This window comes from Halomonas sp. IOP_14, from assembly GCF_021021315.1.
GTDB classification, from domain to species: Bacteria; Pseudomonadota; Gammaproteobacteria; order Pseudomonadales; family Halomonadaceae; genus Vreelandella; species Vreelandella titanicae.
In genome coordinates this window covers 1-24488 of sequence record NZ_JAINWD010000020.1, presented here as the reverse complement: position 1 = coordinate 24488, position 24488 = coordinate 1, and the positions used below count along the sequence as shown (strand labels likewise).

Annotated in this window: 23 protein-coding genes; 11 read left to right on the top strand and 12 right to left on the bottom strand. The window is 56.6% G+C overall.

Annotation, left to right across the window (positions count from 1 at the left end; genetic code table 11):
* The first annotated feature begins 10 nt into the window (after positions 1-10).
* The 8 genes from K7H09_RS14365 (at position 11) to K7H09_RS14330 (ending at position 6621) form a co-directional block, all read left to right on the top strand.
* Positions 11-1270 (top strand): NAD(P)/FAD-dependent oxidoreductase, encoded by a 1260-nt coding sequence (locus K7H09_RS14365; protein ID WP_041158927.1) that lies wholly within the window; start codon positions 11-13, stop codon positions 1268-1270.
* A 5-nt stretch (positions 1271-1275) separates the two neighbouring features.
* On the top strand, positions 1276-1839 hold the full coding sequence (locus tag K7H09_RS14360; RefSeq protein ID WP_230805012.1) for a DUF3261 domain-containing protein: 564 nt from the start codon (positions 1276-1278) through the stop codon (positions 1837-1839).
* Positions 1824-3017, top strand: coding sequence for a beta-ketoacyl-ACP synthase (locus tag K7H09_RS14355; protein WP_051052116.1), 1194 nt, complete (start codon positions 1824-1826; stop codon positions 3015-3017). The genes K7H09_RS14360 and K7H09_RS14355 overlap by 16 nt, the downstream gene beginning before the upstream one ends.
* A complete protein-coding gene (locus K7H09_RS14350) occupies positions 3010-3504 on the top strand; it encodes a hotdog family protein (RefSeq protein WP_230805010.1) in 495 nt (164 codons plus the stop codon). Before K7H09_RS14355 ends, K7H09_RS14350 begins: the two co-directional genes overlap by 8 nt.
* On the top strand, positions 3501-4226 hold the full coding sequence (gene fabG, locus K7H09_RS14345; protein WP_039859927.1) for a 3-oxoacyl-ACP reductase FabG: 726 nt from the start codon (positions 3501-3503) through the stop codon (positions 4224-4226). Before K7H09_RS14350 ends, fabG begins: the two co-directional genes overlap by 4 nt.
* Entirely contained in the window at positions 4226-5485 is a 1260-nt protein-coding gene (locus K7H09_RS14340; RefSeq protein ID WP_039859926.1) for a beta-ketoacyl-ACP synthase, read from the top strand. Before fabG ends, K7H09_RS14340 begins: the two co-directional genes overlap by 1 nt.
* Before the next feature lie 69 nt (positions 5486-5554).
* Positions 5555-5998 carry a hypothetical protein gene (locus K7H09_RS14335; protein ID WP_041158925.1) on the top strand — a complete coding sequence of 148 codons (444 nt, stop codon included), beginning with the start codon at positions 5555-5557 and terminating at the stop codon, positions 5996-5998.
* Positions 5999-6000: 2 nt separating this feature from the next.
* Positions 6001-6621 (top strand): 4'-phosphopantetheinyl transferase superfamily protein, encoded by a 621-nt coding sequence (locus K7H09_RS14330; RefSeq protein ID WP_141440139.1) that lies wholly within the window; start codon positions 6001-6003, stop codon positions 6619-6621.
* On the opposite strand, the gene K7H09_RS14325 is transcribed toward K7H09_RS14330, so the two are convergent.
* From K7H09_RS14325 to K7H09_RS14275, 11 genes are all read right to left on the bottom strand, one after another.
* Complete coding sequence (locus tag K7H09_RS14325; protein ID WP_230805008.1) at positions 6595-8868, bottom strand: ATP-dependent DNA helicase; 2274 nt, start codon at positions 8866-8868, stop codon at positions 6595-6597. The two genes, K7H09_RS14330 and K7H09_RS14325, sit on opposite strands and share 27 nt — an antisense overlap.
* Entirely contained in the window at positions 8865-10556 is a 1692-nt protein-coding gene (locus K7H09_RS14320) for a VRR-NUC domain-containing protein (protein WP_230805006.1), read from the bottom strand. Before K7H09_RS14320 ends, K7H09_RS14325 begins: the two co-directional genes overlap by 4 nt.
* A 52-nt stretch (positions 10557-10608) precedes the next feature.
* Positions 10609-12396 carry a peptidase M14 gene (locus tag K7H09_RS14315; protein ID WP_230805004.1) on the bottom strand — a complete coding sequence of 596 codons (1788 nt, stop codon included), beginning with the start codon at positions 12394-12396 and terminating at the stop codon, positions 10609-10611.
* Positions 12393-13247, bottom strand: coding sequence for an ABC transporter permease (locus tag K7H09_RS14310; protein ID WP_009287872.1), 855 nt, complete (start codon positions 13245-13247; stop codon positions 12393-12395). The genes K7H09_RS14315 and K7H09_RS14310 overlap by 4 nt, the downstream gene beginning before the upstream one ends.
* Positions 13248-13249: 2 nt before the next feature.
* Positions 13250-14173: an ABC transporter permease gene (locus K7H09_RS14305; protein ID WP_009287871.1), complete on the bottom strand. Its 924-nt coding sequence runs from the start codon at positions 14171-14173 to the stop codon at positions 13250-13252.
* 94 nt (positions 14174-14267) lie between these two features.
* Positions 14268-15797, bottom strand: coding sequence for an ABC transporter substrate-binding protein (locus K7H09_RS14300; RefSeq protein ID WP_041158922.1), 1530 nt, complete (start codon positions 15795-15797; stop codon positions 14268-14270).
* Between the two features lie 50 nt (positions 15798-15847).
* Positions 15848-17704, bottom strand: coding sequence for an ABC transporter ATP-binding protein (locus K7H09_RS14295; protein WP_052475669.1), 1857 nt, complete (start codon positions 17702-17704; stop codon positions 15848-15850).
* Positions 17705-17934: 230 nt separating this feature from the next.
* Positions 17935-18270, bottom strand: coding sequence for a hypothetical protein (locus K7H09_RS14290; RefSeq protein WP_022520776.1), 336 nt, complete (start codon positions 18268-18270; stop codon positions 17935-17937).
* A 102-nt stretch (positions 18271-18372) separates the two neighbouring features.
* Positions 18373-19407 carry a histone deacetylase family protein gene (locus K7H09_RS14285; RefSeq protein WP_027958175.1) on the bottom strand — a complete coding sequence of 345 codons (1035 nt, stop codon included), beginning with the start codon at positions 19405-19407 and terminating at the stop codon, positions 18373-18375.
* A gap of 35 nt (positions 19408-19442) precedes the next feature.
* Positions 19443-19742 carry a GIY-YIG nuclease family protein gene (locus tag K7H09_RS14280; RefSeq protein WP_052475668.1) on the bottom strand — a complete coding sequence of 100 codons (300 nt, stop codon included), beginning with the start codon at positions 19740-19742 and terminating at the stop codon, positions 19443-19445.
* Positions 19735-20208 carry a YchJ family protein gene (locus K7H09_RS14275; RefSeq protein WP_041158919.1) on the bottom strand — a complete coding sequence of 158 codons (474 nt, stop codon included), beginning with the start codon at positions 20206-20208 and terminating at the stop codon, positions 19735-19737. Before K7H09_RS14275 ends, K7H09_RS14280 begins: the two co-directional genes overlap by 8 nt.
* A 184-nt stretch (positions 20209-20392) precedes the next feature.
* On the opposite strand from K7H09_RS14275, the gene K7H09_RS14270 reads away from it, so the two are divergent.
* Positions 20393-20704, top strand: a complete 312-nt coding sequence (locus tag K7H09_RS14270) for a hypothetical protein (RefSeq protein WP_022520780.1) — start codon at positions 20393-20395, stop codon at positions 20702-20704.
* 82 nt (positions 20705-20786) lie between these two features.
* Here the strand turns inward: K7H09_RS14270 and argE are convergent, their stop codons facing one another.
* Positions 20787-21950, bottom strand: coding sequence for an acetylornithine deacetylase (argE, locus tag K7H09_RS14265; RefSeq protein ID WP_041158918.1), 1164 nt, complete (start codon positions 21948-21950; stop codon positions 20787-20789).
* A 216-nt stretch (positions 21951-22166) separates the two neighbouring features.
* Here argE and ugpB point away from each other — a divergent pair, with 216 nt between their 5' ends.
* Positions 22167-23492, top strand: coding sequence for a sn-glycerol-3-phosphate ABC transporter substrate-binding protein UgpB (gene ugpB / locus K7H09_RS14260; protein ID WP_041158917.1), 1326 nt, complete (start codon positions 22167-22169; stop codon positions 23490-23492).
* A 90-nt stretch (positions 23493-23582) separates the two neighbouring features.
* Positions 23583-24467, top strand: coding sequence for a sn-glycerol-3-phosphate ABC transporter permease UgpA (ugpA, locus tag K7H09_RS14255; protein WP_009288107.1), 885 nt, complete (start codon positions 23583-23585; stop codon positions 24465-24467).
* Positions 24468-24488 lie beyond the last annotated feature (21 nt).

The following is a 24488-nucleotide window of genomic DNA, read 5'->3' as shown; positions in this document are numbered from 1 at the left end:
CACGAAACAGATGAAGACGCAAGACACTACCGATGTCGCCATCATCGGCGCAGGCCCCTCCGGCGCCGCTGCGGCCGCTTGGCTCGCCCGGCGAGGCATCAATGTGCGGGTTATCGAGCGCCAGCGCTTTCCGCGCTTTTCCATCGGCGAGAGTCTGCTGCCACAATGCATGGTACATCTTGAGGCTTGCGGCCTGCTCGACGCCGTTCAGACAGGTGACTTTCAGTTTAAGAATGGCGCTGCCTTTACCTGGAGAGACCGCTATGCCGCCATCGATTTTCGTGACAAGTTCAGCCCTGGCCCCGGCACCACCTGGCAGGTCGAACGTGCTGATTTCGATCAGCGCCTGATCGACGGCGCGCGTCAAGCAGGTGCTAGCGTCGAGTTTGAAACACAAGTCGAGGCCTTCGTTGCCGACCACGATCGACCCAGCCTTACACTGGTTGATGCCAATGGCGAGCAACGCTCGCTACAAGCCCGCTTCGTACTTGATGCCAGCGGCTATGGGCGTGTTTTAGCACGTCTCACCGGTCTTGCTCGGCCTTCGACCCTCGAATCACGCTGTGCGCTGTTTACCCACATTGAGGACCATATCGATTGTTCGCACTATGATCGAGACAAGATTCTGATCGGTTTGCACCCTGAACATTCGGGCATCTGGTACTGGCTGATTCCTTTCAGCCAAGGGCGTGCGTCGGTCGGTGTGGTGGGCGACCGAGCAACGCTGGAAGCCGCCGGTGTCGACGACAACGAGCGCCTATGGCATTTTCTCCATGCCGAGCCCAGGCTCAACAAACTGTTGGTCAATGCTAAAGCCATACGCGATATCGGCCGCCTGGAAGGTTATTCCGCTGATGTCGAGCAACTGCACGGCCCCGGTTTTGCTCTCTTGGGTAATGCGGGCGAATTCCTTGATCCGGTGTTTTCCTCGGGGGTAACCATTGCCTTGGACTCAGCCCTGCGTGCCGCTCCCCTGGTCGAGCGGCAGCTCGCTGGCGAAAAAATCGATTGGGATAGCCAGTTTGAACAACCACTACGCCGTGGCATCGCCACCTTCCGCGAGTTTGTCGACGCTTGGTACGATGGTCGCCTGCCACGCATTATCTTTAACGATCAACAGATACCACGCATACGCGAAATGATCAGTTCGGTACTCGCCGGCTATGCCTGGGATGAAGAGAACCCATTTGTCGCCGCCAGTCGCCGTCGCCTTCACAGCTTAGCTGAGGCCTGTAGCGACATTTCGAGCCATGCCACGGGTGAGGGTTGATGGCCATGAAGTTACCCCCTTTCGTGCGTCAGGCATGGCTGATCATCGCTATAACACTACTGGCCGGCTGCGCCGGACGGCCGGTCGCTACGCTTCCGGGGCTATCAACGTTGCCGGAGATGGAGACGCAGATGCAACGCCTGACGTTTTACCATCACGACCAACGGCATGAAATGATCGGAGTGCTGCGCCACGACGACATGTCGTTGCGTCTGGCCATACTCAGCCCACAAGGCCAGCGCTTGCTGACCTTGGTACATGATGACGATGGGAGCCACTTTCTTCACGATGCCTCGTTCGAGCCACCCTTTTCGGCCGAATGGCTCGCCAGTCGCTTGAGCTGGAGCCTATGGCCCTCAACAGCTATTTCCCAAGCCTTCCACACCAGTGCCTGGTCGCTGGAAGAGGATCAAAAGGGTCGTACCATTCGCTACCATCAGCGCGTCATCGCTCGTATCAGTGGTGACGCCTCATGTCGGGTAATAGAAGACATTGAGGCTAATTACCGATTGTATATTGCACGACTTGATGACACCGACCGGACGGCAGCCACATGCTCAGCCCAGTGACTTCCTTTCAGGCGCAACCCTGCCGCCTGCTGCCGCCAGCACTGGTCTGCTCGATTGGCGACGACTTAGCGGCAATCACCGACGCCCTGTTCAACGGTCGGCGTGGGCTGGTGTATGACGACGTGTTTACACCAGGCCGCTCCTTGCCACTAGGACGGGTAACCACTGCATTACCCGATGCCCGCGATTTACCACCGGAGCACCGCTCGCGCAACAACCAACTGCTGGCCGCTGCACTAGAGCGGCTGGCACCGACACTCGACGCCTTTCGCAAACGCAGCCCCCAAGCGCGTATCGGCGTGGTGCTCGGTACCAGCACCTCGGGAATCGGTGAAACCGAAATGGCTGTGGGAGAGCGAATGAAAGAAGGCAAGTGGCCTAGCGATTTCCATTATCAACGCCATGAAATCGGCTCGCCGGCCAAGTTCATCGCCGAGCGGCTAGGCCTTGAGGGGCCAGCCTACACACTGTCCACTGCCTGCACCTCCAGCGCCCGGTCTCTCGCCAGTGCCAAACGCTTGCTGACGAGCGGTATCTGCGACGCAGTTATCGCTGGTGGCGCCGATAGCCTTTGTGGCTTGACAGTCAATGGCTTCGCCTCTCTTGAGGCGCTCAGCGATCACCCCTCCCAGCCCTTCTCAGCCAACCGTGATGGCATCAACCTCGGAGAAGCAGCAGCGCTGTTTCTGGTCACCGCCGAAACCGGCGGTATTCAGCTCAGTGGTTACGGCGAGAGCAGTGACGCCCACCATATTTCAGCGCCACGGCCCGACGGCCAGGGCGCTATTCGCGCCATTCAAGCCGCCTTGAAGATGGCTCAACTACCCGCCACGGCCATTGATTACCTCAACCTACATGGCACTGCGACACGCCAGAACGACAGCATGGAAGCCATTGCGGTCGCGCATATCTTCGGCGATAAGCTGCCATGTAGCTCAACAAAGGCGTTGACGGGACATACCTTAGGTGCCTGCGGTGCATTGGAAGCAGCGTTCTGCTGGTTAACGCTCAACGCCGGTCGTCTTCCACCCCAGGTTCACGATGGTGAGATCGACCCGCAACTACCATCGCTGAATTACGCCACGGCAACCCAACACGACTGCCATCGGGCTGTCAGCAACGCCTTTGCTTTTGGTGGTAACAACATCGCCTTGCTGTTGGAACGTTTTAATGAATGATTCACTCTTCTCCTGCTTACCTGATTTGCCTTGCGATATCGCCCCTTACGTACCGCATCGTTATGGCATGTGCCTACTGGATACGCTACTCGCGGTGGGCGAAGAACACCTGCATGCCAGCGTAACGCCTCAACGCGATGACCTGTTTGCCACCCACGATGGCATACCTGGCTGGGTAGGACTGGAGTGGCTTGCCCAGGCGATTGCCGCCTGGGCTGGCATTCAGGCCGTGGCGGGTGGCGACAAACCGAAAATCGGCTTTTTGCTCGGCACTCGTCGCTATCAATGCCAGGCACCGTTTTTCAGTTTCGACCAGCCGATACGTATTGAAGTTGAACTCAATTTTCGTGCTGACAATGGCCTGGGCGCTTTTTATGGGCGTTTGTTTGACGCTAATAATCAGCCTATCGCCAACGCTACACTCAACGTCTTTCAGCCCGAAACGCGGCAAGCGCTGGACGTTATTCAACAAGGGAGCACCTTATGACGAATACCATCCTGGTCACCGGATCAAGCCGCGGCATCGGCAGCGCCATTGCCCTGCGCCTGGCGCGGGATGGCTTTGATATCGTGCTGCACTGCCGTCAACGCCAGGCAGACGCCGAAGCGGTCGCCAACGATATACGCGCACTGGGGCGCAGTGCCCGCGTGCTATGTTTTGATGTCGCTGACCGTGCCGCCGCACGGCATGCCATAGAGACCGACATTGAAGCACATGGTGCCTATTATGGAGTGGTCTGCAACGCTGGCATTACCGCCGATGGCGCCTTCCCCGCTCTCTCCGATGAAGACTGGGATAGCGTCATTCACACCAATCTCGATGGCTTCTACAACGTCGTTAAACCCTTGGTCATGCCGATGGTTCGCCGCCGGGCACCCGGCCGTATCGTCGTGATGTCTTCCGTTTCGGGAATGATGGGCAATCGTGGCCAAGTCAATTACAGCGCTTCCAAGGCCGGACTGATCGGTGCGATGAAGGCGTTGGCGGTGGAACTGGCCAAACGGCGAATTACGGTCAATTGCGTCGCCCCAGGGCTGATCGATACCGACATGACAGATGAATTGGTAAATGAAGAAGCACTCAAGCTGATTCCCATGCGCCGCACCGGAACCTGTGAAGAAGTGGCGGCCACGGTGAGCTTCCTGTGCTCGCACGATGCAGGCTATATCACGCGGCAGGTTTTCGCCGTCAATGGAGGAATGTGCTGATGCCAAACAACACATTACGCCAGGATGGGCTCGGTCGCAGAGTGGTGGTTACAGGGATGGCCGGTTTCTCACCGATCGGTAATGACTGGCCAAGTATGCGTGCACGCCTCGAGCGACTACAAAATGGTATTCGCTATATGGATGACTGGGATAGCTACGAAGGTCTCAACACTCGGCTCGGCGCTCCCGTCAACGACTTCACACTACCCGGGCATTACCATCGCCGTGCACTGCGCAGCATGGGCCGGGGAGCACAAATGGCGACCCGTGCCAGCGAACTGGCACTAGAGGATGCAGGGCTACTTGACTCGACGCTCTTAGGGAGTGGCCAAATGGGGATCGCCTATGGCGCGTCAGCGGGAGAGCCCGACGCCGTCGCCGACTTCGGCAACATGTTAATCAACAAGTCGACCGATGGGCTTAATGCGAACTCCTATATCCGCATGATGGCCCATACCGCGCCGGTCAACATTGGTGTGTTCCTCGGTGTGCGCGGACGCATCTATACCACCTCGAGTGCCTGCACATCGGGTAGCCAGGGCATCGGCTACGCCTATGAAGCCATTCGCTTCGGGCGCCAGACAGCGATGATTGCCGGTGGTTGTGAAGAGCTATCGGCCTCTGAAGCAGCTGTCTTCGACACACTATTTGCCACCAGCACCCGCAACGATGCGCCACACACCTCCCCACGTCCCTTCGATACCGAGCGCGACGGTCTGGTGATCGGCGAAGGTGCTGGCACCTTGATCCTTGAAGAGCTTGAGCACGCCCTGGCACGGGGGGCCAACATCTACGCCGAGCTAGTGGGCTTTGGCACCAACAGCGATGGCCGCCATGTTACTCAGCCCGACGCCCGCATCATGGAGCAGGCTATTCGCCAGGCGCTCGATGACGCTGGCTTGCAGCCAGAACAGATCGGCTACGTCAGTGCCCATGGTACTGCCACCGACCGTGGGGACATCGCCGAGAGTCATGCCACCCATGCCGTTTTCGGCTCAAAACTCCCGATTAGTGCCTTCAAAAGCTTTACCGGCCACACACTGGGCGCCTGTGGCGCACTGGAGGCCTGGGTCGCTATCGAGATGATGCGTGAAGGGTGGTTCCATGGCACTGCTAACCTTGACCAGCTCGACGACGCCTGTGCAGCACTCGACTACCTAAGCGGTCAAGGACGTCATATCGATTGCGACTATGTCATGAGCAATAATTTTGCCTTCGGCGGTATCAACACTTCGTTGATCTTCCGGCGTTGGCTCTAAAGGCACGACCCCGTGCCACTCAAGGTGCCTGGTATCAGGTGCTTACAACCCAGCGAAAAGGAACGCTAAATGACCAGAGGATTGATTTTATTCACTATGTTACTGGGGGCTCTGCTGCTGAGCACAACTAGCTATGCACGGGATACCACCCACATGCTGTCGATTGAAGAGGCCATGAATACGCCTGCAGCCAGGGAACGGCTCGATCCCGACATCCGCTTTTTCTTTGCCGATACCCCGCACGGCGAGGTCGCCAACGAGTATGGCAACTTCGTTACCAGCAAAAAGACCAATGCTTTCAACAAGTCTGATGAAGAAGCCTGTCAATGGGTCATGTTATCAGCGCTAATCAGCCTGCAAGATCGTATCAAAGCCGAAGGTGGCAATGCGGTCGTCAATATAGAAAGCTTTTACGACCGTCAGCCGATGGCATCAAATACTGAATACGAGTGCCATGCCGGGGCCATCATGGCAGGCGTCGCCTTACGCGGCGATGTGGTCACCCTGCGTTAATAATGACGCCTCGTCTCGACATGTTGTTAGTACAAGCTCCCGCTGATAGCAGCGGGGCTTGTCTATCACGGCTGGGAAGAGAACTGCTCTCGCAGCTCACGGCAGCACACGGTTTCCACTGCCCAGTGGATGAGTGGACGCCCAGAGGATGCGGCGCACCGCGGCATCCCGCGCTTCCCTCCCCCTGGCGGGCGTGCCTCTCCCATCGCGGCCTGCGCGTTATCGCTGGGATCGCCACGGTGCCAGTGGGCATTGATATCGAGCAAGTGCGTTCCCGACACAGAAACCGGCTAAGCGGACTGGTAGCGTGCTTGCCTGAAGCCGATGTGCGCCATGAGATAATGGCGTCCACTGCCCCTTTAAGCATGTTCTATCGAGCCTGGACACTTCACGAGGCGTTGTTCAAGCTTGATAGCCTCTGCGGTAAAACGCCCCATCATGTACTAGGCACTCGTCTTTCTCGACTGCTTCCCGGTGGGGGTGCCCACGCTTGGCAGTGGCAACATGAGAACTGGACAGTCAGTATCTGCTGCCAATATAGCTTGCTGCAGATTCGCTCGTTACCCAGGCTCTCCATCAGCAAAAGCGATGGCCTATTAAGCTCCCCACCAGCGTGGCAATAGCGCACGTACGCTGGCCTGGGCAAAACGATCATCCATTAATACCACAACCCCTTGATCTTCTGGACTGCGAATAACGCGACCTGCGGCCTGCACCACTTTGATCATGCCGGGAATGCGGTAGGTATAGTCGTCACCTTGGCCGAAGCGGGCGGTTAGTCGTGCTTTAAGCGCTTCGTTAAAGTCGTTAAACGGCGGTAGTCCCAAGGTGGCGATAAAGGCTCCGATCAATCGGTCGCCGGGCAGGTCGATGCCTTCTGCAAAGGCACCGCCCAACACCGCAAAGCCGATGCCTTCTCCACCGGGTGCAAAGCGCGCCAGAAATTCCTCGCGCTGCGCTTCCGGCATCCCGCGGGTTTGGCTGAAAACGGGTACTTCCGGGTGCGCCTCGCGAAACCGCGCCAGCGCTGCCTCCAGGTAAGCAAAGCTGCTGAAGAACGCTAAATAGTGGCCTGATTTGCGCTGATACTGCTGCGCCATGGCCGCGACGATAGGATCGATAGAGGCGTCCCGATCCCGAAAACGCGTGGAGATATCCGTGCGTATACGCACCTCCAACTGACACGCGGTAAAGGGCGATGCCACTTCCCGCCATACCGTGTTTTCCTGCAAGCCCAGCAGATCCCGGTAGTAGTGGGCAGGGTTTAACGTCGCCGAAAACAGCACCACTGAGTGGGCCGCGTTAAACCGTGCGGCCAGAAAATCGGCGGGTATCAGATTGCGTAACCCCAACACCGCCCGACCGCGCCCATAGCGGGTAAGATCACACAGGGAGTGCTCACCAAAGCGCTCCGCCAGGCGGCAGAATGCCAGCGCTTCAAATAACAATTCCTGTAGTTCCAGGCTGGCATCTTCGGGGTGCTCACCCAGGTGGTCAGTGATGGCGGCGCCCACCTGTTGGGCAGCGGTGACTAGCTTGTCGGGCAATACCGTAAGCAGCCGGTAGGCCGGTTTCCTGGGGTCGCCCTCCTCTTCCAGCCCTGCTTCTTTAATCACCGCTTGCCATTGGCGGGACAAACGACCCAGGGGCCGGGAGAGCGCTTTGGGCGCAGCACGGCGAACCCGGTTGAAACGCTGCTGATCGAGCTCGGCGCTGTACATGCCGCGGGCGCGCTCAATCAGATTATGCGCTTCGTCGACCAGCACGCCCGTTCGCCAATCGTTGGCCTGGGCCAAACCGTGCAGCAGGGCGTGGCTATCGAACCAGTGATTGACGTCACCGACGATCACATCCGCCCAGCGCGCCAGCTCCTGGCCGAGATAATAGGGGCAAACATCGTGGGCCAACGCCACTTCGCGCAGCGCGTCGCGATCCAGCCATCCCTGATCCACCGCCGCTTGGCGTGCTGCAGGCAGGCGATCGTAAAAGCCGGCGGCCAATGGGCACGACTCGCCGTGGCAGGCGCGATCTGGGTATTCGCAGGCTTTCTCCCGCGCCACCAGTTCCAGCACCCGCAGAGGAAGTGTTTCATCACTAGTGCGCAGTGTAGCCAGGGCATCCAGCGCCAAACGGCGGCCGGGGGTTTTCATGGTCAGAAAGGCGATCCTATCGAGCTGCTGGCGGGGCATGGCCGAAAGCATCGGAAACAGCGTGCCCATGGTTTTACCGATGCCGGTGGGCGCCTGGGCGAGCAGGCAGCGCCCGGTGCTGGCAGCTTTGTAAACATCTTCAGCGAGTTCGCGCTGGCCGGGGCGAAACGCAGCATGGGGAAAGCGCAGGGTCTGCAGGCCACTATCGCGATCCTGACGGTGCCCGGCCTCCTGTTCTGCCCAGGCAAGGAAGCGTTGGCACTGATCGGCAAAGAACGCCTGGAGTTCGTCGGCAGTGGCTTCCTGGCTGATCGGGGTCTCTTTGCCGCTGGCAATATCCAGATAAACCAACGTCAAGGTAATCTGTTCCAGCGCACGCTCAGCACACAGTAACGCGCCGTAGACTTTTACCTGCGCCCAGTGGAGGGCGCGCTGATTATCCGCCATGCGCTCCAGGCTGCCACGGTGGGTTTTAATCTCCTCCAGGTGGTTGGCCGTGGGGTCGAAACCATCGGCGCGGCCGGTAACTATCAGCCCTTCAAACTTCCCCGACAGGGGCAGTTCAGCGAGATAGTCTTCTCCCCGGCGGCTGGTCACCAGCGTATGCCCTTCCATCCCTTCGCGCGCACTGGGCGCCGGGGTAAAACGGTGATCGAGATCCCCCTGCCGAGCAGTGAAGTCGCACAGCGCGCGCACTGCCACGCGATAGGTCGCGCTCATGGTTCAGGCTCGTCGCCAGTCGACCAGCTCACGTAACACACCGCCACGGGCATGGCATGGCGGTGAAAAAACGTAAGCCAGCGGCGCTGGTTATCCTGCAGCCGATCGCCGGGGCCTTTGACCTCAATCATCCGATAGCGTGGCTCGCCAACGGGCGCATCGGGCATAAATTGAATTAAATCCGGTAGCCCGGCCCGGTTGGCTTTCAGATCCCCCAGCAACCGCTCAAAGCACAGGCGTAGGTGCACGGCGGGAATGCACGTCAACGCCAGCTCAACCAGCGGTTCATCGACAATCGTCCAGTGCACAAAGGGGGACGCCAAGCCGTGTTTCTCCCGCCAGGTCGATCGAATCACTTCGCGGTAACTGCCGCCTTCCAGGTGCGCCAGGCAGGCATCGAAAGCGTCTCGACGCCGCGCCACGAAATCGTCGCGGTATAAATCTGCCGGGCCATTGTGGAAGGGGTGGAAGAAAGCGCCTGGCAATGGAGCAAAAATCGCTGGCCAGCAGAGCAAACCAAACAGCCCGGTCAGCAGCGCATTTTCCACGTAGTAGATCGGCGCCCCAGGCTCGCTGAGTACCTCGACCACGGCGCGTTCGACCCACTGCGGCCCAGGCAATGATAAGTCCCAGCGCTCATGAGTGGGTTCGGGGTCACTCGGCTCAGCAGGCAATTTAAGCCGCCGCCGTAAGCGGGGCAGAATCCGCGCCAGCGCCTGGTGCTCGGTTTCGTTGGGGCTGCTATTGAGGGCTTGGGTCGCCAGCTCAAAGGCCGCAGTGTGTTCGCCTTGGCGCTCCAACACACGTAACTGCCGAATGCGCGCTTCGCTACTGGCGGACTCGCGATACAGTCTCAGCGCTAGCGCTGCGTCTCCGCTACGCTCTGCCTCACGGCCCAACTGGAGCAGTAACCGCGCGCGCCGTGTGGCTAGCCAGCGGTTATCCGCAGGCGGTGGCATTTCAGGGAATAGATCGGCGGGCAGCTCGCCGTCGTCCAGACGTTGGCGCAGACGATGGAGCGCTAAATACGTATCCACTTCATGGCGCGACTGGAAAGCGCGGGACTCTGGCGTGAAGGGCACACTTTCAAAACGCTGGAGGCCAAGCTCGGTTAACACGAACTCGGCCCAGTCCTGGCGCAGGTTGCCAAAGAACATCAGGCGCAGGCGGTCGCAGGTTTCCATGACTGTTAGCCGCAGAACTGGATCGTTTGCCTCGGGCCACCACTGGCATAACCGCTTGGGTTCATTGAGCTGGCTCGCCAGCGTGTCGTAGAGCACGGTTTTAGCGCTTGAGGCGCTCAGCCCGGCAGCGCGTATCTCCGCTACCAACGCCTGGCGCAGTTCGGCCAAGCGTAGCTGGTTAAACAGCTCATCAACGCTAAGCACCGATTCACTATCGACCCAACCTAGCGACATCAAGGGCGCCATGGCGCTGGCACTGTCGCCCACCTCGGCGTAGCTTAATTTGCTGAGCCGAAACAGCTCGCCCTTGCGCATCACCATGCGCACCAGCAGCGCTTGGGAGGCTTGCGGTAAGCTCTCAAACTGTTCAAGAAAAGCGAGCTCGTCTGCCGCGAGCAAATCAGCGTGGCGCTCCCCCACCCAGGCCAAAACGAAGCGAAAGTTCGTCAGGTAATAGAAGGGGTCATCAAGGGAGGCGGTAGGTGTCGCGAAAGCACTGTTCATTTATCCATTGTATCAGTGCGATGCTATTTTGACAGTCTCGCCGTCATTGAGATTAAGCATTCAATAAGAGCGTTTGAAAGGCCTTATAGGCCGCCACCACCGTTGCCATTTGCGCGGTATGCGCCTGCACAAAGGGCTCGCCGGTTAGGGTTTCATCAGGGTATTCAGTGATCAGCATCAATGGCGTTAATTGATTGGCATCTTCCGAGATTAGGTAGGGGAAGCCGTTCAACATCGGGAAGGTTAACGCTCCTGCATGAGTCTCAAATAACGCAATTTGCGCGGCATTAAATTCGACCAGCCCAGGCACTTGCGCAAGCTGCTGGGTAACGGCTTCCACCAACTGCTCGGCGGCTGTTTCGTAGCCTGGCTGATGGCGCAGGATCAAAAAGAAGCCCTTGGGAATCGTCCACATCTCAAAGCCGCGGGGCACGTAACCGCTTAACGGCCGCGTCCACTCATGGGCCGGGTAGCCGTGCAGATTGATATGCAGTCCGGCATTACTGAAAGCAAATGCCTGTTCACGAATAGCATGTTCAAATGGCTGCCCAAGCGGCTGGCTCTGGAGGTCATTACCAAAGGCGGTATAGCGCGCCGCGTGGTGCATATGGCGTGGCTGAGTGGCGACGAGCCGGCCTTGCAATGCGTAGCCATCAGGGTTTTCCAGCGGCGAAATGACGAAGTGGGCCTCAGGCTCACCGCTAAGCTGCGCCGCAGCACGCAACACCCCCACCACGCCGGAGGTTTCGTTGGCATGCTGCCCCGCACTGATCATAACGGCGCGGTCACTGCCGACGATATAACGCGCCTCTACCGCTCTCCCCGCTCGTGTCTTGGCCTGTAACGTCTGACCACCCAGCGCTGCCAATAACACCTCTATTTGTTCAACGCCGATGGCCTGCTGAGCGCTCTCCAGTTCGACCTCGGCCCGCGGCAGTTGGGAGGCATCCAAAGGCCGTAGGCTGACGTTTAAATAGGCTCGCTCCCCCTGAGAGGAGACTTCCGGCACAATCTGCCCCGGCTGAATGGATCGATCCCCCAGCGCCAAACCTGCGCGGCGCTGAAAATACTCCAGCGCTGAGAAATAGAGCTCTTCATGGAGCGCCTCGGCAAGGCTGATATGCTCATCGTCCAACGCTAAACGGCGGTCACTACAGGGCAACTGCACCGTAAAGTTGAGCTCTTCAAAGTAGGGCGATGCTGTCTGCCACTGGGTTGAGGATAACGTCGCCATCGCCGCTTGAAACAGCGCTTCATAGTCCGTCTCAACAATTGACTCGCTTACCTCGCCATTGGGAGAGGTGAGCCGCAGCCAGCCACAGGGTGAGCACTGTGCTTCATCTACATGATCTAAATGTTGACGGTTAGGTGCATCAACCCAATACGTTTCCCGCTCCCCAGTGCTACGCTCCACACGAACGCGATAATGAAGAGGTGTAGAAATGGTGGTTGAAATAGTGGCAGGCGTAGCATCAACTTCTTCCCAGCGTAGCGCTACACCTTGCGGAAGTAGCGCCGCCAGCGGGTAGGCTTCCAGCAGAAAGCGGCGCGGCGCATGTGCTAACACCGGGTACTCAATTACCAGCGACCGCAGCGACGCCCACGAGAACTCCTCTAAAAAGAAGTGCACCAGGGGCTTATAGGCACTGCGCAGGCGCGCACTAATACCAGCAGCCTTGAAGGCCGTTTCTGTGGCTTGGCGTTCGCTTTCATCGTCGAAGACCCACGCCTCCAACTGATAGCCTTGATAGGCAGGCGTGGCGTACTCATCAAGCAAAGATCGCGTGGTGCGTGGAAACGAGCGCTCTAACAAGATCTCGATACGGGGATCGTTGGTCATAAGGAGGTGCGTCCGGTGGGATCCAAGGCATCCCGGAGCCAGTCACCCAGCAGGTTCAGCCCTAGCACGGTTAACAGAATAGCCAAGCCAGGGAACACACTAACCCACCACGCCGTTTGCAGATAGGTACGCCCTTCCGCCAGCATGCCGCCCCAACTGGGAATCACTGGATCCACGCCCAAGCCTAAAAAGGTCAGGCTGCTCTCAAGCAGAATATTATTGGCCACATTGAGGGTCATCAGCACGATGACGGGGCCAATCAGATTCGGCAACAGATGCTGGAACAGAATACGAATATCTTTCACCCCAATCGCTTTGGCCGCCAGAATAAATTCGCGGTCGCGCAGCGATAGCACCGAGCCGCGCACCAAGCGCGCGTACTGCACCCACTGGGAGATAATCAGCAGAATAATCATATTGGTTAGCCCGCCACCAATCACGGCGATAAAGGTAATCGCCAGCAGAATAAAGGGCAGCGCGAGCTGCACGTCGGCAAAGCGCATCACGATCATATCCAGGAACCCGCCGTAGTAGCCGGATACCAACCCCATAATGATGCCGATCACCACCGCCCCAAGGGCGGAGTAGACCCCAACTTTTAGCGAGATTTCACCGCCGATAATCACCCGCGCGAGCACGTCCCGGCCTAATGGATCCGTGCCCAGGGGAAAGCCAGGCTCCACCAGTGGCGGCGTTAAACGGTAGGCTAAGTTAAGCTCTGAACCTCCTCCGGGAAATAGCCAGCCGGAGAAGATCACCGCTAAACCAATACCGCCCACAAGCAGTACGCCAAGGATAAACTCAAGGTTTTTAAAGCGTTTCAATTTGTCGGTTTTAATAGCTGCGGTCATGGTTATTCCTTGCGCACCCTGGGGTCAACCAGGCCATAGGCGATATCAACAAGCAGGTTAATGGAGATGATCATTAACGAGAGCACGGTAATAACGCCTTGTAAGACGGGGTAGTCCCGGGCCGATACGGCTTCGAAAGCCAAGGTGCCTAGTCCTGGCCAGTTAAAGACACGCTCGACCACCACGATACCGCCCAACAGACCACCGAACTGCAAACCAAAATAGGTGATCAGCGGAATGGAGCAGTTACGCAGCGCATGTTTGTAGAGTACGACCGTGTTGGAAAGGCCTTTTGCCCGCGCCACCATGATGTACTGAGAGCGGAGGGTATCCAGCATAGTGGTTCGCACAAGGCGCACGTTGGTGGCGGTTAGAATGATCCCCATCGTCGCCGCGGGCATAATGAAGCTGGAGAAGCCCTCCATGCCACTGGGCGGCAGCAGATTAAAAGTGATGGAGAGCAGCAGCACCAGCATGATGGCCAGCCAGAAGTTAGGAAAAGAGAGCCCGATCAGGGAAAAAATCCTGATCATCTGGTCGGGCCACCTTCCCCGCGATACCGCGGCCTTAATACCCAGCGGTATCGATACCACGATAGACACAAACAGCGAGGCAAAAGCCAGCGCCAAGGTGGCGGGCAGCGCGCGACCAATCAAGTCACTCACTGGGGTTCCGCCCATAAAGCTGCGCCCAAAATCACCCACCACCAGACCGCGCAGGAAACCGATGTACTGGGCCAGGAAGGATTGATTCAAACCCAAGGCTTCACGAATCCTTTCCAGATCCGCCTCGGTAATACTACCCGCCCCTTGCGCCAGCATGACCGCCGGATCACCGGTTAACCTGATCGCAAAAGAGACGATCAGCGTCACGGCGATCACCACAAAGACGGCCTGCAGTATTCGATAAAGAAGAAATTTTGCCACTATGACCCCAAGCCCGAAACGCTTACATGAAGCTTTTGTGAAGTGTCAGTGTGAAGAGCCGACCGCCCTTTCAAGCGGCCGGATGGCGTCACGTTTATTCACTAACGTCCACGTTGGTTAAACGCATACGGTTATCCGGGGCAGGTTCAAAATTCTCCACCCGGTCACTGACACCGTAGAGGGCATTGATGCTATAGAGCGGCATTTCCAAGGCGCGATCCTGGGTATACTGCGCAATCGCCTGGAGCAGCGTTTCTCGCTCTTCCTGATCAGTAATGCTGCGCTGGGCTTCGAGCATTTCATCTAACTCAGCGTCGCTATCATAAGGATTCCAGCGTTCGCCCGTGTGGTACATCAGGTAAGCGGTATTGTCGAAGTCGAACGTCCAACCGCCCCATTTCTGCTGGAACATCTCCCCAGTGCGGCCTGCCGGGATAATGTCGTTAAGTAGCACATTGGTTTCATATGGCTGGATCGAAGCGGTAATCCCCACCCCTTGTAGGTAAGACGCCACTACCTGGGCCACCTCACCAAAGGTGGCGTCGTTACCGCGCACATCAATCTGTACTGTTGCGCCTTGCTCGACGCCCGCTTCATCCAGCAGTTTGCGAGCCTGCTGCGGATCGTACGGCAGGGGCTCCATATCAGGGTCGTTGCCGAAGGACTGAGCGCCCTGGAAGCTGGCGATCATTTCTCCCTCACCAGCCAGGATGGAGTCGATAATCGCCTGTCGATCCACGGCCATGATCAAGGCTTTACGCACGCGTTCGTCGGCGGTAATACCGGATTGGGTGTTGAACCGAATCGCTTCCACCGTCGGCGAAGCCACGCTAACGATGCTGGCGCCGTCGTGGTTATTGATGGTGTCGATCATGCCGATAGGAATCGTCGGCGGAATAACGATATCAACCCGCCCAGCCTGCAGTTCAGCCACGGCGGTGGAAGGCTCGGAGATAAAGCGGTAAGTCACTTCGTCAAGTTTCGGCGCGCCGCCCCAGTGGTCAGCAAAGGCCTCAAGCTGAACGTCTTCACGAGGATTATATTCCACTACTTTGAAAGGCCCAGTGCCTACCGGATGGGTATTGAAGTGTTCATCACCATGCTCGGTCAGATACTCCGGTGGCACAATCATCGCCCCGTAGCCTGCTAGCTTAGTGAGCAGTACTGGGTCGGGCTCATTCAGGTGGAAGTCAACTGTGTACTCATCGATGACTTCCACGCTTTCAATCGCCGTGTAGTTGGAGCGCTGGGGCCCCTGCCCACCTTCCTCACCTAATAAGCGATCAAAGGTAAACTTTACCGCTTCAGCATTGAAGGGCTCGCCATTATGGAAGGTGACGCCTTCACGCAGAGTGAAACGGATACGGGTACCATCATCCAGTTCCTCCCACTCGGTTGCCAGACCGGGCACCAGCTCTAAATCAGGGCCTCGATAAGTCAAACCATCGAAAATATTGGTGGCAACCGAGGCCCAATTCACCAAAAAAGTGTCGATGGGATCCCAGCTACCCGGATCTTGCGGCGAAGCAATCGTTAATGAACCAGCCTGCGCAGAGGCAGAGAAGGCAGCGCTCAGAGCCATACCGGCGATGGCACCATTGAGCACGCGTTTGTTTTTCTTCATGGGATTACTCCTGTTGTTGTCTCACAGTTTTTATACCATCAGGAAACTAACTATGATGCCAAACGCTCGGCGCTGCCTACTTCCTGGGCAACGAAATGACCGCTAGCCACCTGCACTAATGGCCAATGTTCTGGCTCATCACCGACCTTACGAATGGGGCTAAGAATATCGCCCTGCAGCAATGTACGCTCCCGCCTCTGTGCGGGGTCGGCCACGGGCACAGCGCTCAACAGCTTGCGTGTATAGGAGTGCTGAGGCGAATCAAACACCGCTCGGCGCTCGCCTAACTCAACGACTTGGCCAAGGTGTAATACCGCTACGCGGTGGCTCATTTTTTCCACCACTGCCATATCGTGACTAATGAACAGATAGGCCAAGCCTTCGTCTTGCTGCAACTCCATGAGCAGGTGAATGATCTGCGCCTGGATGGAAACATCGAGGGCGGATAGCGCTTCATCAGCAATGATCAACTTAGGCTTGGAAGCCAGAGCGCGGGCAATACATACCCGTTGGCGCTGGCCGCCGGAAAATTCATGGGGATAGCGCTCAGCCTGATCAGCACTCAAACCAACGCGCTCAAGTAACTGATTAACGCGCTGACGGATTGCTTTAGCACCGTGCAACAAGCCGTGCGTACGAATGGGTTCGGCTATCGAAAAGCCCACGGTTTTGCGGGGATCCAAGGAGGCAAACGGATCTTGAAAAATGTACTGCACTTCTTGGCGCAGGCGCATTTTTTCTGCCCGGGACATATCGGCTACGGCCTTGCCACCAAAGCGTATCGTGCCACTGGTGCTTTCCTGCAACTGCTGAATGGTGCGCCCGATGGTCGACTTGCCAGATCCCGACTCCCCTACCAGCGCCAGCGTCTCTCCAGGAAAAATGCTGAAACTGACATTTTCCACCGCATGGACGCGATGGCTAACCCCCCCAAAGAAGCCTTTTCGGATATCGAAGCGGGTGACTAAATTTTCTATCTCCACCACCGGGGCTGCATCGGTTCTAGCGGTATCCTGCTGACGACTTTCACCCAGAGTGCGCGCAACATTGCCATCCAGCACCACTAATGGATCCATGCGTGGAAGGACTTCGCCCTGCATGCTGCCAAGTTTAGGCACCGCCGCTAACAGTGCTTGGGTATAGGGGTGTTGGGGGCGGGCGAAAATCTCCTCCACCGAGGCTTCCTCGACCTTTTCGCCATGGCGCATGACTACTACCTGGTCGGCCATCTCCGCCACCACCCCCATATCGTGGGTAATGAAGATAACAGCCATCCCTAGTTCCTGCTGCAGGTCACGCATGATGGTAAGTATCTGCGCTTGAATGGTGACATCCAATGCGGTGGTGGGCTCATCGGCAACCAGCACTTTTGGTCGGCAGGCCAGCGCCATCGCTATCATCACTCGTTGGCGCATGCCGCCGGATAGCTGGTGGGGGTATCGTTTTAACAGCGCTTCAGCATCGGCCAAGCGCACCAGTTTTAACAGTTTTACTGCTTCGACCCGCGCCGCGTCTTGGGTTAGCTTCTCATGCAATACCAGCACTTCGGTAATCTGATCGCCAATAGTGTAAACCGGATTCAGCGATGTCATTGGCTCCTGAAAAATCATGGCAATCTCTTTGCCACGTATCTTGCGCATCGCCTTATCCGAAAGCTGGGTAAGATCTTGCGGTTGAGAGCCACTGGCGTCACGGTGGAACAGTATTGTGCCGCTGGTAATCTCAGCATTCATGTACTCCACCAAGCGCATAATAGCCAGTGAAGTCACCGATTTACCCGAGCCAGATTCGCCAACGATTGCCGTCGTTTTACCGGGATAAACATCAAAACTCAGGTTTTTAACAACCTGGTTGGAGCCAAAATTCACGCCCAAGGAGCGAACCGATAGCGCTGGTGTAATGGTCACAAGATGTATTGCCCCCTGCTCTTAGATAGCGTTTTTTTAAAACGTTAGTCGAGTAGACATATCCTTTCAAACTACTCATCTTATTAAACTTTTGTCAATACATCGTTATTAAGCACCTACTAATTCTTCTGCCATTAAAAAATTCGGCTACCTGTTAAGACATACATCTCGCGCACAAAAAAAGCCCCATCGCAGGAGCTTTTGATCGCAGTTAGTGCTGATGGGTGCTGTTACCCCACCCGGTGCTGCTTGAGCACGGTGAGGCTTCGTTCTTCTTCGCTTTGCGGCTGGGAAGGTGCTTGACGGGTGCCGACCAGCACGTACCACTCGGCCTCTGAAAGGTAGGTTTGGCACCAGCGACCAAGGTCGGCTGCGCTCTCTTCGCGGCTAGAATCGCCGCAGCGGTAGTCGTTCGCCAAATGAAGGAGGTCTTGACGGGCGGTACGCGCACGGGCGTTGCCACCGTGTACTTTTACCAGCGGGCAGCGTCGGTCATAGGCAGCGTTAGTTAACGCATTAAGCCAACGCTCCAATTCATGTGCCTGAATTCCACCATACACTGCCACGCTTGAGCTCCCTGCCCCGTTGAAAGGGCAATAGCCTGCCCGATTTAGGGGCCGCTGTCACGGTTAACCTTTACCCTTGTTTAGATGCAGTTCCAGACCGTTTTATAGCGCCTGTTCAAAACCTTGTAACACGTTGACTACATTGACACCTATTTCATCTACAGCATAGCCCCCTTCCATCAGAAACACGCTGGGTAAGCCTACTTGGGCCAGGCGCTCACCTAACGCTGTGAAATCTGCGCTGGTAAAGGTGAAGGCACTTATGGGGTCACCTTCGAAGATATCGACCCCTAACGATACGATCAGGCATTCACACTCCGCGGCTTTAATTTGCGCCAAGGCTAGCTCAAGTGTGGCCATCCACCTGGTAACGCTGGTGCCCGGAGGCAACGGGTAATTGACGTTAAAGCCCTTGCCTTGCCCTTCGCCGTTTTCATCAGCGTAGCCCAAATAGTAAGGAAATGTGACTTCAGGGTCGCCGTGCAGTGAGATAAACAGCACATCATCACGCTTGTAGAAAATCTGCTGGGTGCCGTTGCCGTGGTGAAAGTCGACATCAAGAATGGCGACCCGACGTTTGCCTGCATCCAGCGCTCGCTGGGCGGCAATGGCGGCATTGTTAAAGAAGCAGTAACCGCCAAACTGATCAAACGCGGCGTGGTGCCCTGGCGGCCGGCATAAACCAAAACTGGGTTCGCCGGTTTGTAGCGTATGTTCTAGCGCGCCTAACGCCACGTCTTTACTCGCCATGGCGGCTTCAAAGGTGCCTGCTGAGATCGACGTTTCCGCCGCCAGCGCGTAGTAGCCTAGCTGACCACTAACCGATCGCGGGATGCGGTCACCACGCATGGTTCGTGCGGGCCAAATATTGGGAATCGCCTCCCCCTCATGCCCAGCCGCCCGCCACTCTTGCCAACAGTTGGCTAGAAACGTTACGTACTCTTTGTCATGCACCGCTAATACGGGGGCTAACCCATAAGCGCTAGGGGTACGAATATCGCCAAGCCCGGACTGGTGAAGATGCTTTAGCACTAGATCAAGGCGTTCGGGGCACTCAAACGGAGTCACCAAAGCGCCATCGTGCAACTCCGTGCGCGCTTGGCGTAAACGGCTATCCTCTGAATAAAACGTCAGCATGTGGGTTCCTTAATCTACGCCTAACGGTAAAGATACTAGTTAGCTTCTAATTGTACAGGCCACTGCTTGGCCCAGCGGCGCTTTTGGCTCGGCGATTGTTGCTTTAACTGATATTCAGCCCGGCTTGCAGCGGCGCGGTCTTCAAACGGTTCGGCACCCAACAGCGCAACGGGCGGATTCGCACGAGTATAACGCGCCCCTTTGCCGGTGCAGTGCGCTTGATAACGCTTTGCCAGGTTATTGGTAATGCCGGTATAGGTGCCGCGCTGGCACTCCAGCAAATAGAGATACCATTGCGGTTCGGCTTTGTGAGGCTGAACGATGCCACTATTCACCGCAACATACCTTTAATTTACGCCCACTACCACATAAGCACGGGTCGTTGCGGCGTGGTTTCAGGCGGGTAAGCGTGGGTGTTCCGTCTATATACCACCAGCGTTGCTGCTCTTTAACGAAGCGGGAGACCTCTTCTAATACATGCCAGCCTTTTTGCACTCGCCCCCTTTCATAAAAACAGGCACGAAAATGCACGTAACCGATATTGTCGAGCGGCGGTTCTGCGGAGACGATAGATAGCGACTTCCACTCAGCGTCAGGATCAGGCGCAAGCTCTGCAGGGCGGGTAGAGGGGTGCCATGTCGCCAACAGGTAGTCGCTACGCCCTAGCACAAAAGCCACATAGCGAGAGCGCATCAAAGCTTCAGGCGTGGGGGCAAGCCCGCCTTGGTGATAACGGCCACAGCACTTATCAAGCGTTAATAAGCTACCACAGGGGCAACTTGGATTAGTTGTGGAGGTCATAGAAAAGCTCGTTAGTCACATCTTTTATAGCCTAACCGATACGCCCTATGCGCGTCGCCCGACGCGTATCACTATTGTTCGATATTTATGCTGCGTTAGGTATATAGTAGTGGGGCAATACATTCAGACGATGGGGTACGAAACACGATCGATCATTCTTTCCAAAATTTTTGGAGGTTCTCCTATGAAGGTCTTTAAACCGGAATGGCAGTGCACGTTTAGCGTAAACGAAGGCGCGGAAGAATCAGCAACTTGGAAAGAGAAAATCGCGTGGCGGCTCAGGGGAGTTGCGGATCGGCTGGAAGGTGGTGGGCGCACGGTAAAAATCGATTACCGAGTGACGCCAGCGGTTAGCCAACAGGAAGTCGACACTTGCTTAGGCAAGGGCTTCGAAGTAACTCAACGCCTGCTAACGCAGTTAGCCCAACAGCAGGCGTGCGAAGATGTGATGCGCCATGCCAAAGCTGAGCTGTTTGAACAACATCCTCAGCACTGAAAAAGCGACATGGTATGAAAGCACTACAAAAAATCCCACCCCATTAACCGGGTGGGATTTTTTTTGGGCAGTGATTAGCTAGTTAGACAGTCTTCTCTAACGCTCTACCCATCTTCGTTAGAAAATCCTCACACGCTTCAAGCTGCTCAATATCAATATATTCATCGGGCTGATGCGCCTGGGCGATGCTGCCAGGGCCAAGAATTATTGTCTGCAAGCCCTGGCCCTGGAACTGCCCCGCTTCCGTGGCGTAAGCCACCGCGTGGTCGCAGCACACTGCTGGCAAATGGTCTTTGGCTAGGCGAAGTACCTGATCGTTTTCGCGGTCGGCCAGGCCCGGCACTGTCACGTTTAGCGGCTCAGTAGTAATTTCAACGTGCTTGCCTTTGGCCTGCAGCTCAGCGCTTAGCTGGGCGCAATAGGCCTCAAAGCGCGCGTATATTTCGTCGAAGGTGTCCGTGGGCAGATGGCGAATTTCCCACTCGAACTGGCACTCCCGCGCCATAATATTGATCGCCGTACCACCTTTGATTTTGCCGACGTGCAGGCTGGTGTGAGGCACGTTAAAGGCCTCATCGATGCGCCCCTCTTCCACCAACGCCGCCATGGTGTCCTCAATAAAGGTCACTAGCCTTGCCGCTACGTGAATGGCTGAGGTGCCTTGATTGACCTGGCTGCTGTGAGCTTCCTGACCAATCACGGTGGTACGCAGATTGGTCGCCCCTTTCTGCGCTACCACTGGCTGCATGCTGGTGGGCTCGCCGACAATCACATGGGCGGTGGTGGAGTAGTGCTCGTAAAAGCGCTTAATGAGGCTTGGCGCACCCACGCAGCCGATCTCTTCGTCATAGGAGAAACCCAGATAAATCGGCTGCTGCAGAGGCGCTTTCGTCCAAGTGGGCACCATCGACAATACGCAGGCGATAAAACCTTTCATATCGCAGGTGCCACGCCCATAAAGGCGCCCATCGCCACCATCACGCAGGGTGAACGGATCGCTCGACCACGGCTGCCCCGCCACCGGTACCACATCGGTATGCCCGGAAAGCATCACACCGCCCGGCGCCTCTGGGCCAATTCTTGCGATCAGGTTGGCCTTGGTACCGCAGGGGCTCATCACCCGCTCGGCGCTAACGCCATACTCGGCCAAATAGCCTTCCACATACTCAATCAGCGCCAGATTAGATTCACTGGAAGTGGTATCGAATGACACCAGCTTCGTCAGTAAAGTGGTCACGTCAGTCATACTGCTCTCGTTAGTTGGACTCTTCCTATCACACTATCATCGCCCTCTTCCTTTTCCTACTCAGTAGGCCTGCTGGCAGCGCAATGTTGACTGTCACGGCAGGTTCATCGTGCATTCACTAAAACGTCATCTACACTTCTTACTGTTCAGTGCATCTAAAAATCTCAACAAACGCATTGCACGCCTGACTAAGTTCAGGCCTATAAGGAGCTTGTTATGTCTCGTTTCACACTGCACGCGCTTGCCGTAGGGGTGGCGACGGCCAGCCTAAGCCTGTCTGCTCAGGCGGCAACAGAGATTAGCTGGTGGCACGCCATGGGCGGCCAACTGGGCGAAATTCTCGAAGAGATGACCCAAGACTTCAACGAGTCTCAAGACGACTACCACGTTACTCCCAGCTATCGCGGCACCTATACCGAAACGATGACGGGCGCGATCGCCGCCTTCCGTGCCAACGAGCAGCCGCATATCCTGCAGGTGTTTGAAGTCGGCACTGGCACCATGATGAACGCCAAAGGCGCCATCTACCCAGTGTACGAGCTGATGGAAGAGCATGGCCGCGCTTTCGATAAAGAAGCCTTCCTGCCCGCCGTCGTGGGTTATTACACCGACACCAACGGCAATATGCTTTCTTTCCCGTTTAACTCCTCTACGCCAATCATGTACTACAACCGGGACATGTTTGAAGAAGCAGGCCTGGATCCCGAGCAGCCCCCACAAACATGGGACGAAGTGGCCGATTTTTCACGCCAAATTGTCGACTCTGGTGCGGCCAGCTGTGGCTTTACCACCTCCTGGCCTAGCTGGGTCATGCTGGAAAACTTCTCCGCTTGGCATAACGTGCCGCTAGGTACACTGGAAAACGGCTTTGGCGGTATGGAAACCGAGTTTACCTTCAACAATGAGCTGGTCGCTCGCCACTGGGACAACCTCCACGACTGGCAGGAAGAAGGTGTCTTTAAATGGGGTGGCCCCGGCTCCGGCCCCGACTCTGAGCCGATGTTCTACTCCCAGGACTGCGCGATTTTCTTCGGCTCTTCTGCTTCACGTGCGGATGTCGCCGCCAATTCAGAATTTGAAGTTGGCTTTGGCATGCAGCCCTACTACGACGACGTAGAAGGCGCACCGCAGAACTCAATTATCGGTGGCGCCACTCTGTGGGCACTGCAGGGCCATAGCGATGACGAATACGAAGCCGTTGCGGCGTTCTTTGAGTACCTCTCCCAGCCCGAAGTACAGGCACAGTGGCACCAGCAAACTGGCTACCTGCCCATCACTCAGGCCGCTTGGGATCTGAGCCAAGAACAGGGCTACTACGAAGAGAATCCAGGCGCGGATATTTCGCTGAAACAGATGACTCTCAACGAGCCGACCGAGAACTCCAAAGGCCTACGCTTTGGTAACTTCGTGCAGATTCGCGACATCATCTCCGAAGAGATGGAAGCGGTGATGACCGGTGACAAATCGGGTCAGGAAGCAGCGGATGAAGCAGTAGCACGCGGCAATGATCTGCTCCGTGATTTTGAAGCTGCCAACCAGTAAATAAGTACTCACTTCGCCGCCTACCCTTCTGGGTAGGCGGCGATTTCGTTTGTTGATGCTTATTTTTGCTAACAATTTGCAGAGCTGCCCATGCAAACCAAACGCATGACCTACCCTGGTCGCTTTTTGCCCTACGCGCTGCTGGCGCCCCAGGTGATTGTGACACTGATTTTCTTTATCTGGCCTGCGGGCCAGGCGCTGTATCAGTCGCTACTGCGCGAAGACGCCTTTGGGCTGCGCTCAACGTTTGTGGGTCTTGAGAACTTTGCCCGTCTATTTCGTGACGGCAGTTATGTCAATTCGCTATCGGTGACGGTGGTATTCGCCGTGGGCACTACCCTGCTATCGATGACAGTGGCGCTTTTATTGGCCAGTACCGTCAACCGGATGATTCGCTCACGCAGCACCTACACCACGCTACTGGTGTGGCCCTACGCCATCGCCCCCGCCCTTGCGGGCGTGTTGTGGTGGTTTATCTTCAACCCCTCTATCGGCATTGTGCCCTATATGCTGGAAATGGTGGGTTACCAGTGGAACCACCGTAACTCGGGCAGTGACGCCATGCTGCTGGTGATTTTTGCCGCCGCCTGGAAGCAGATATCCTATAACTTTTTGTTTTTCCTGGCGGGCTTACAGTCAATCCCGCAATCGCTGATTGAAGCCGCCTCCATTGACGGCGCCAGCCCGACTAAGCGCTTCTGGACGATTATTTTCCCGCTGCTCACGCCTACCACCTTCTTCTTGCTGGTGGTTAACGTGGTGTACGCCATGTTCGACACCTTCGCGATCATTCACGCCACCACCGCAGGCGGTCCCGCTCAGGCCACGAACATACTGGTTTACAAAGTGTATGCCGACGGCTTTGTCGGGCTAAACCTTGGCTCGTCCGCGGCTCAGTCGGTGATTCTGATGGTGATTGTGGTGGCATTAACGATGATTCAGTTCCGCTTTATTGAGCGCCGCGTCAACTACTAGGGCCTGTTGAGGTTTCACTCA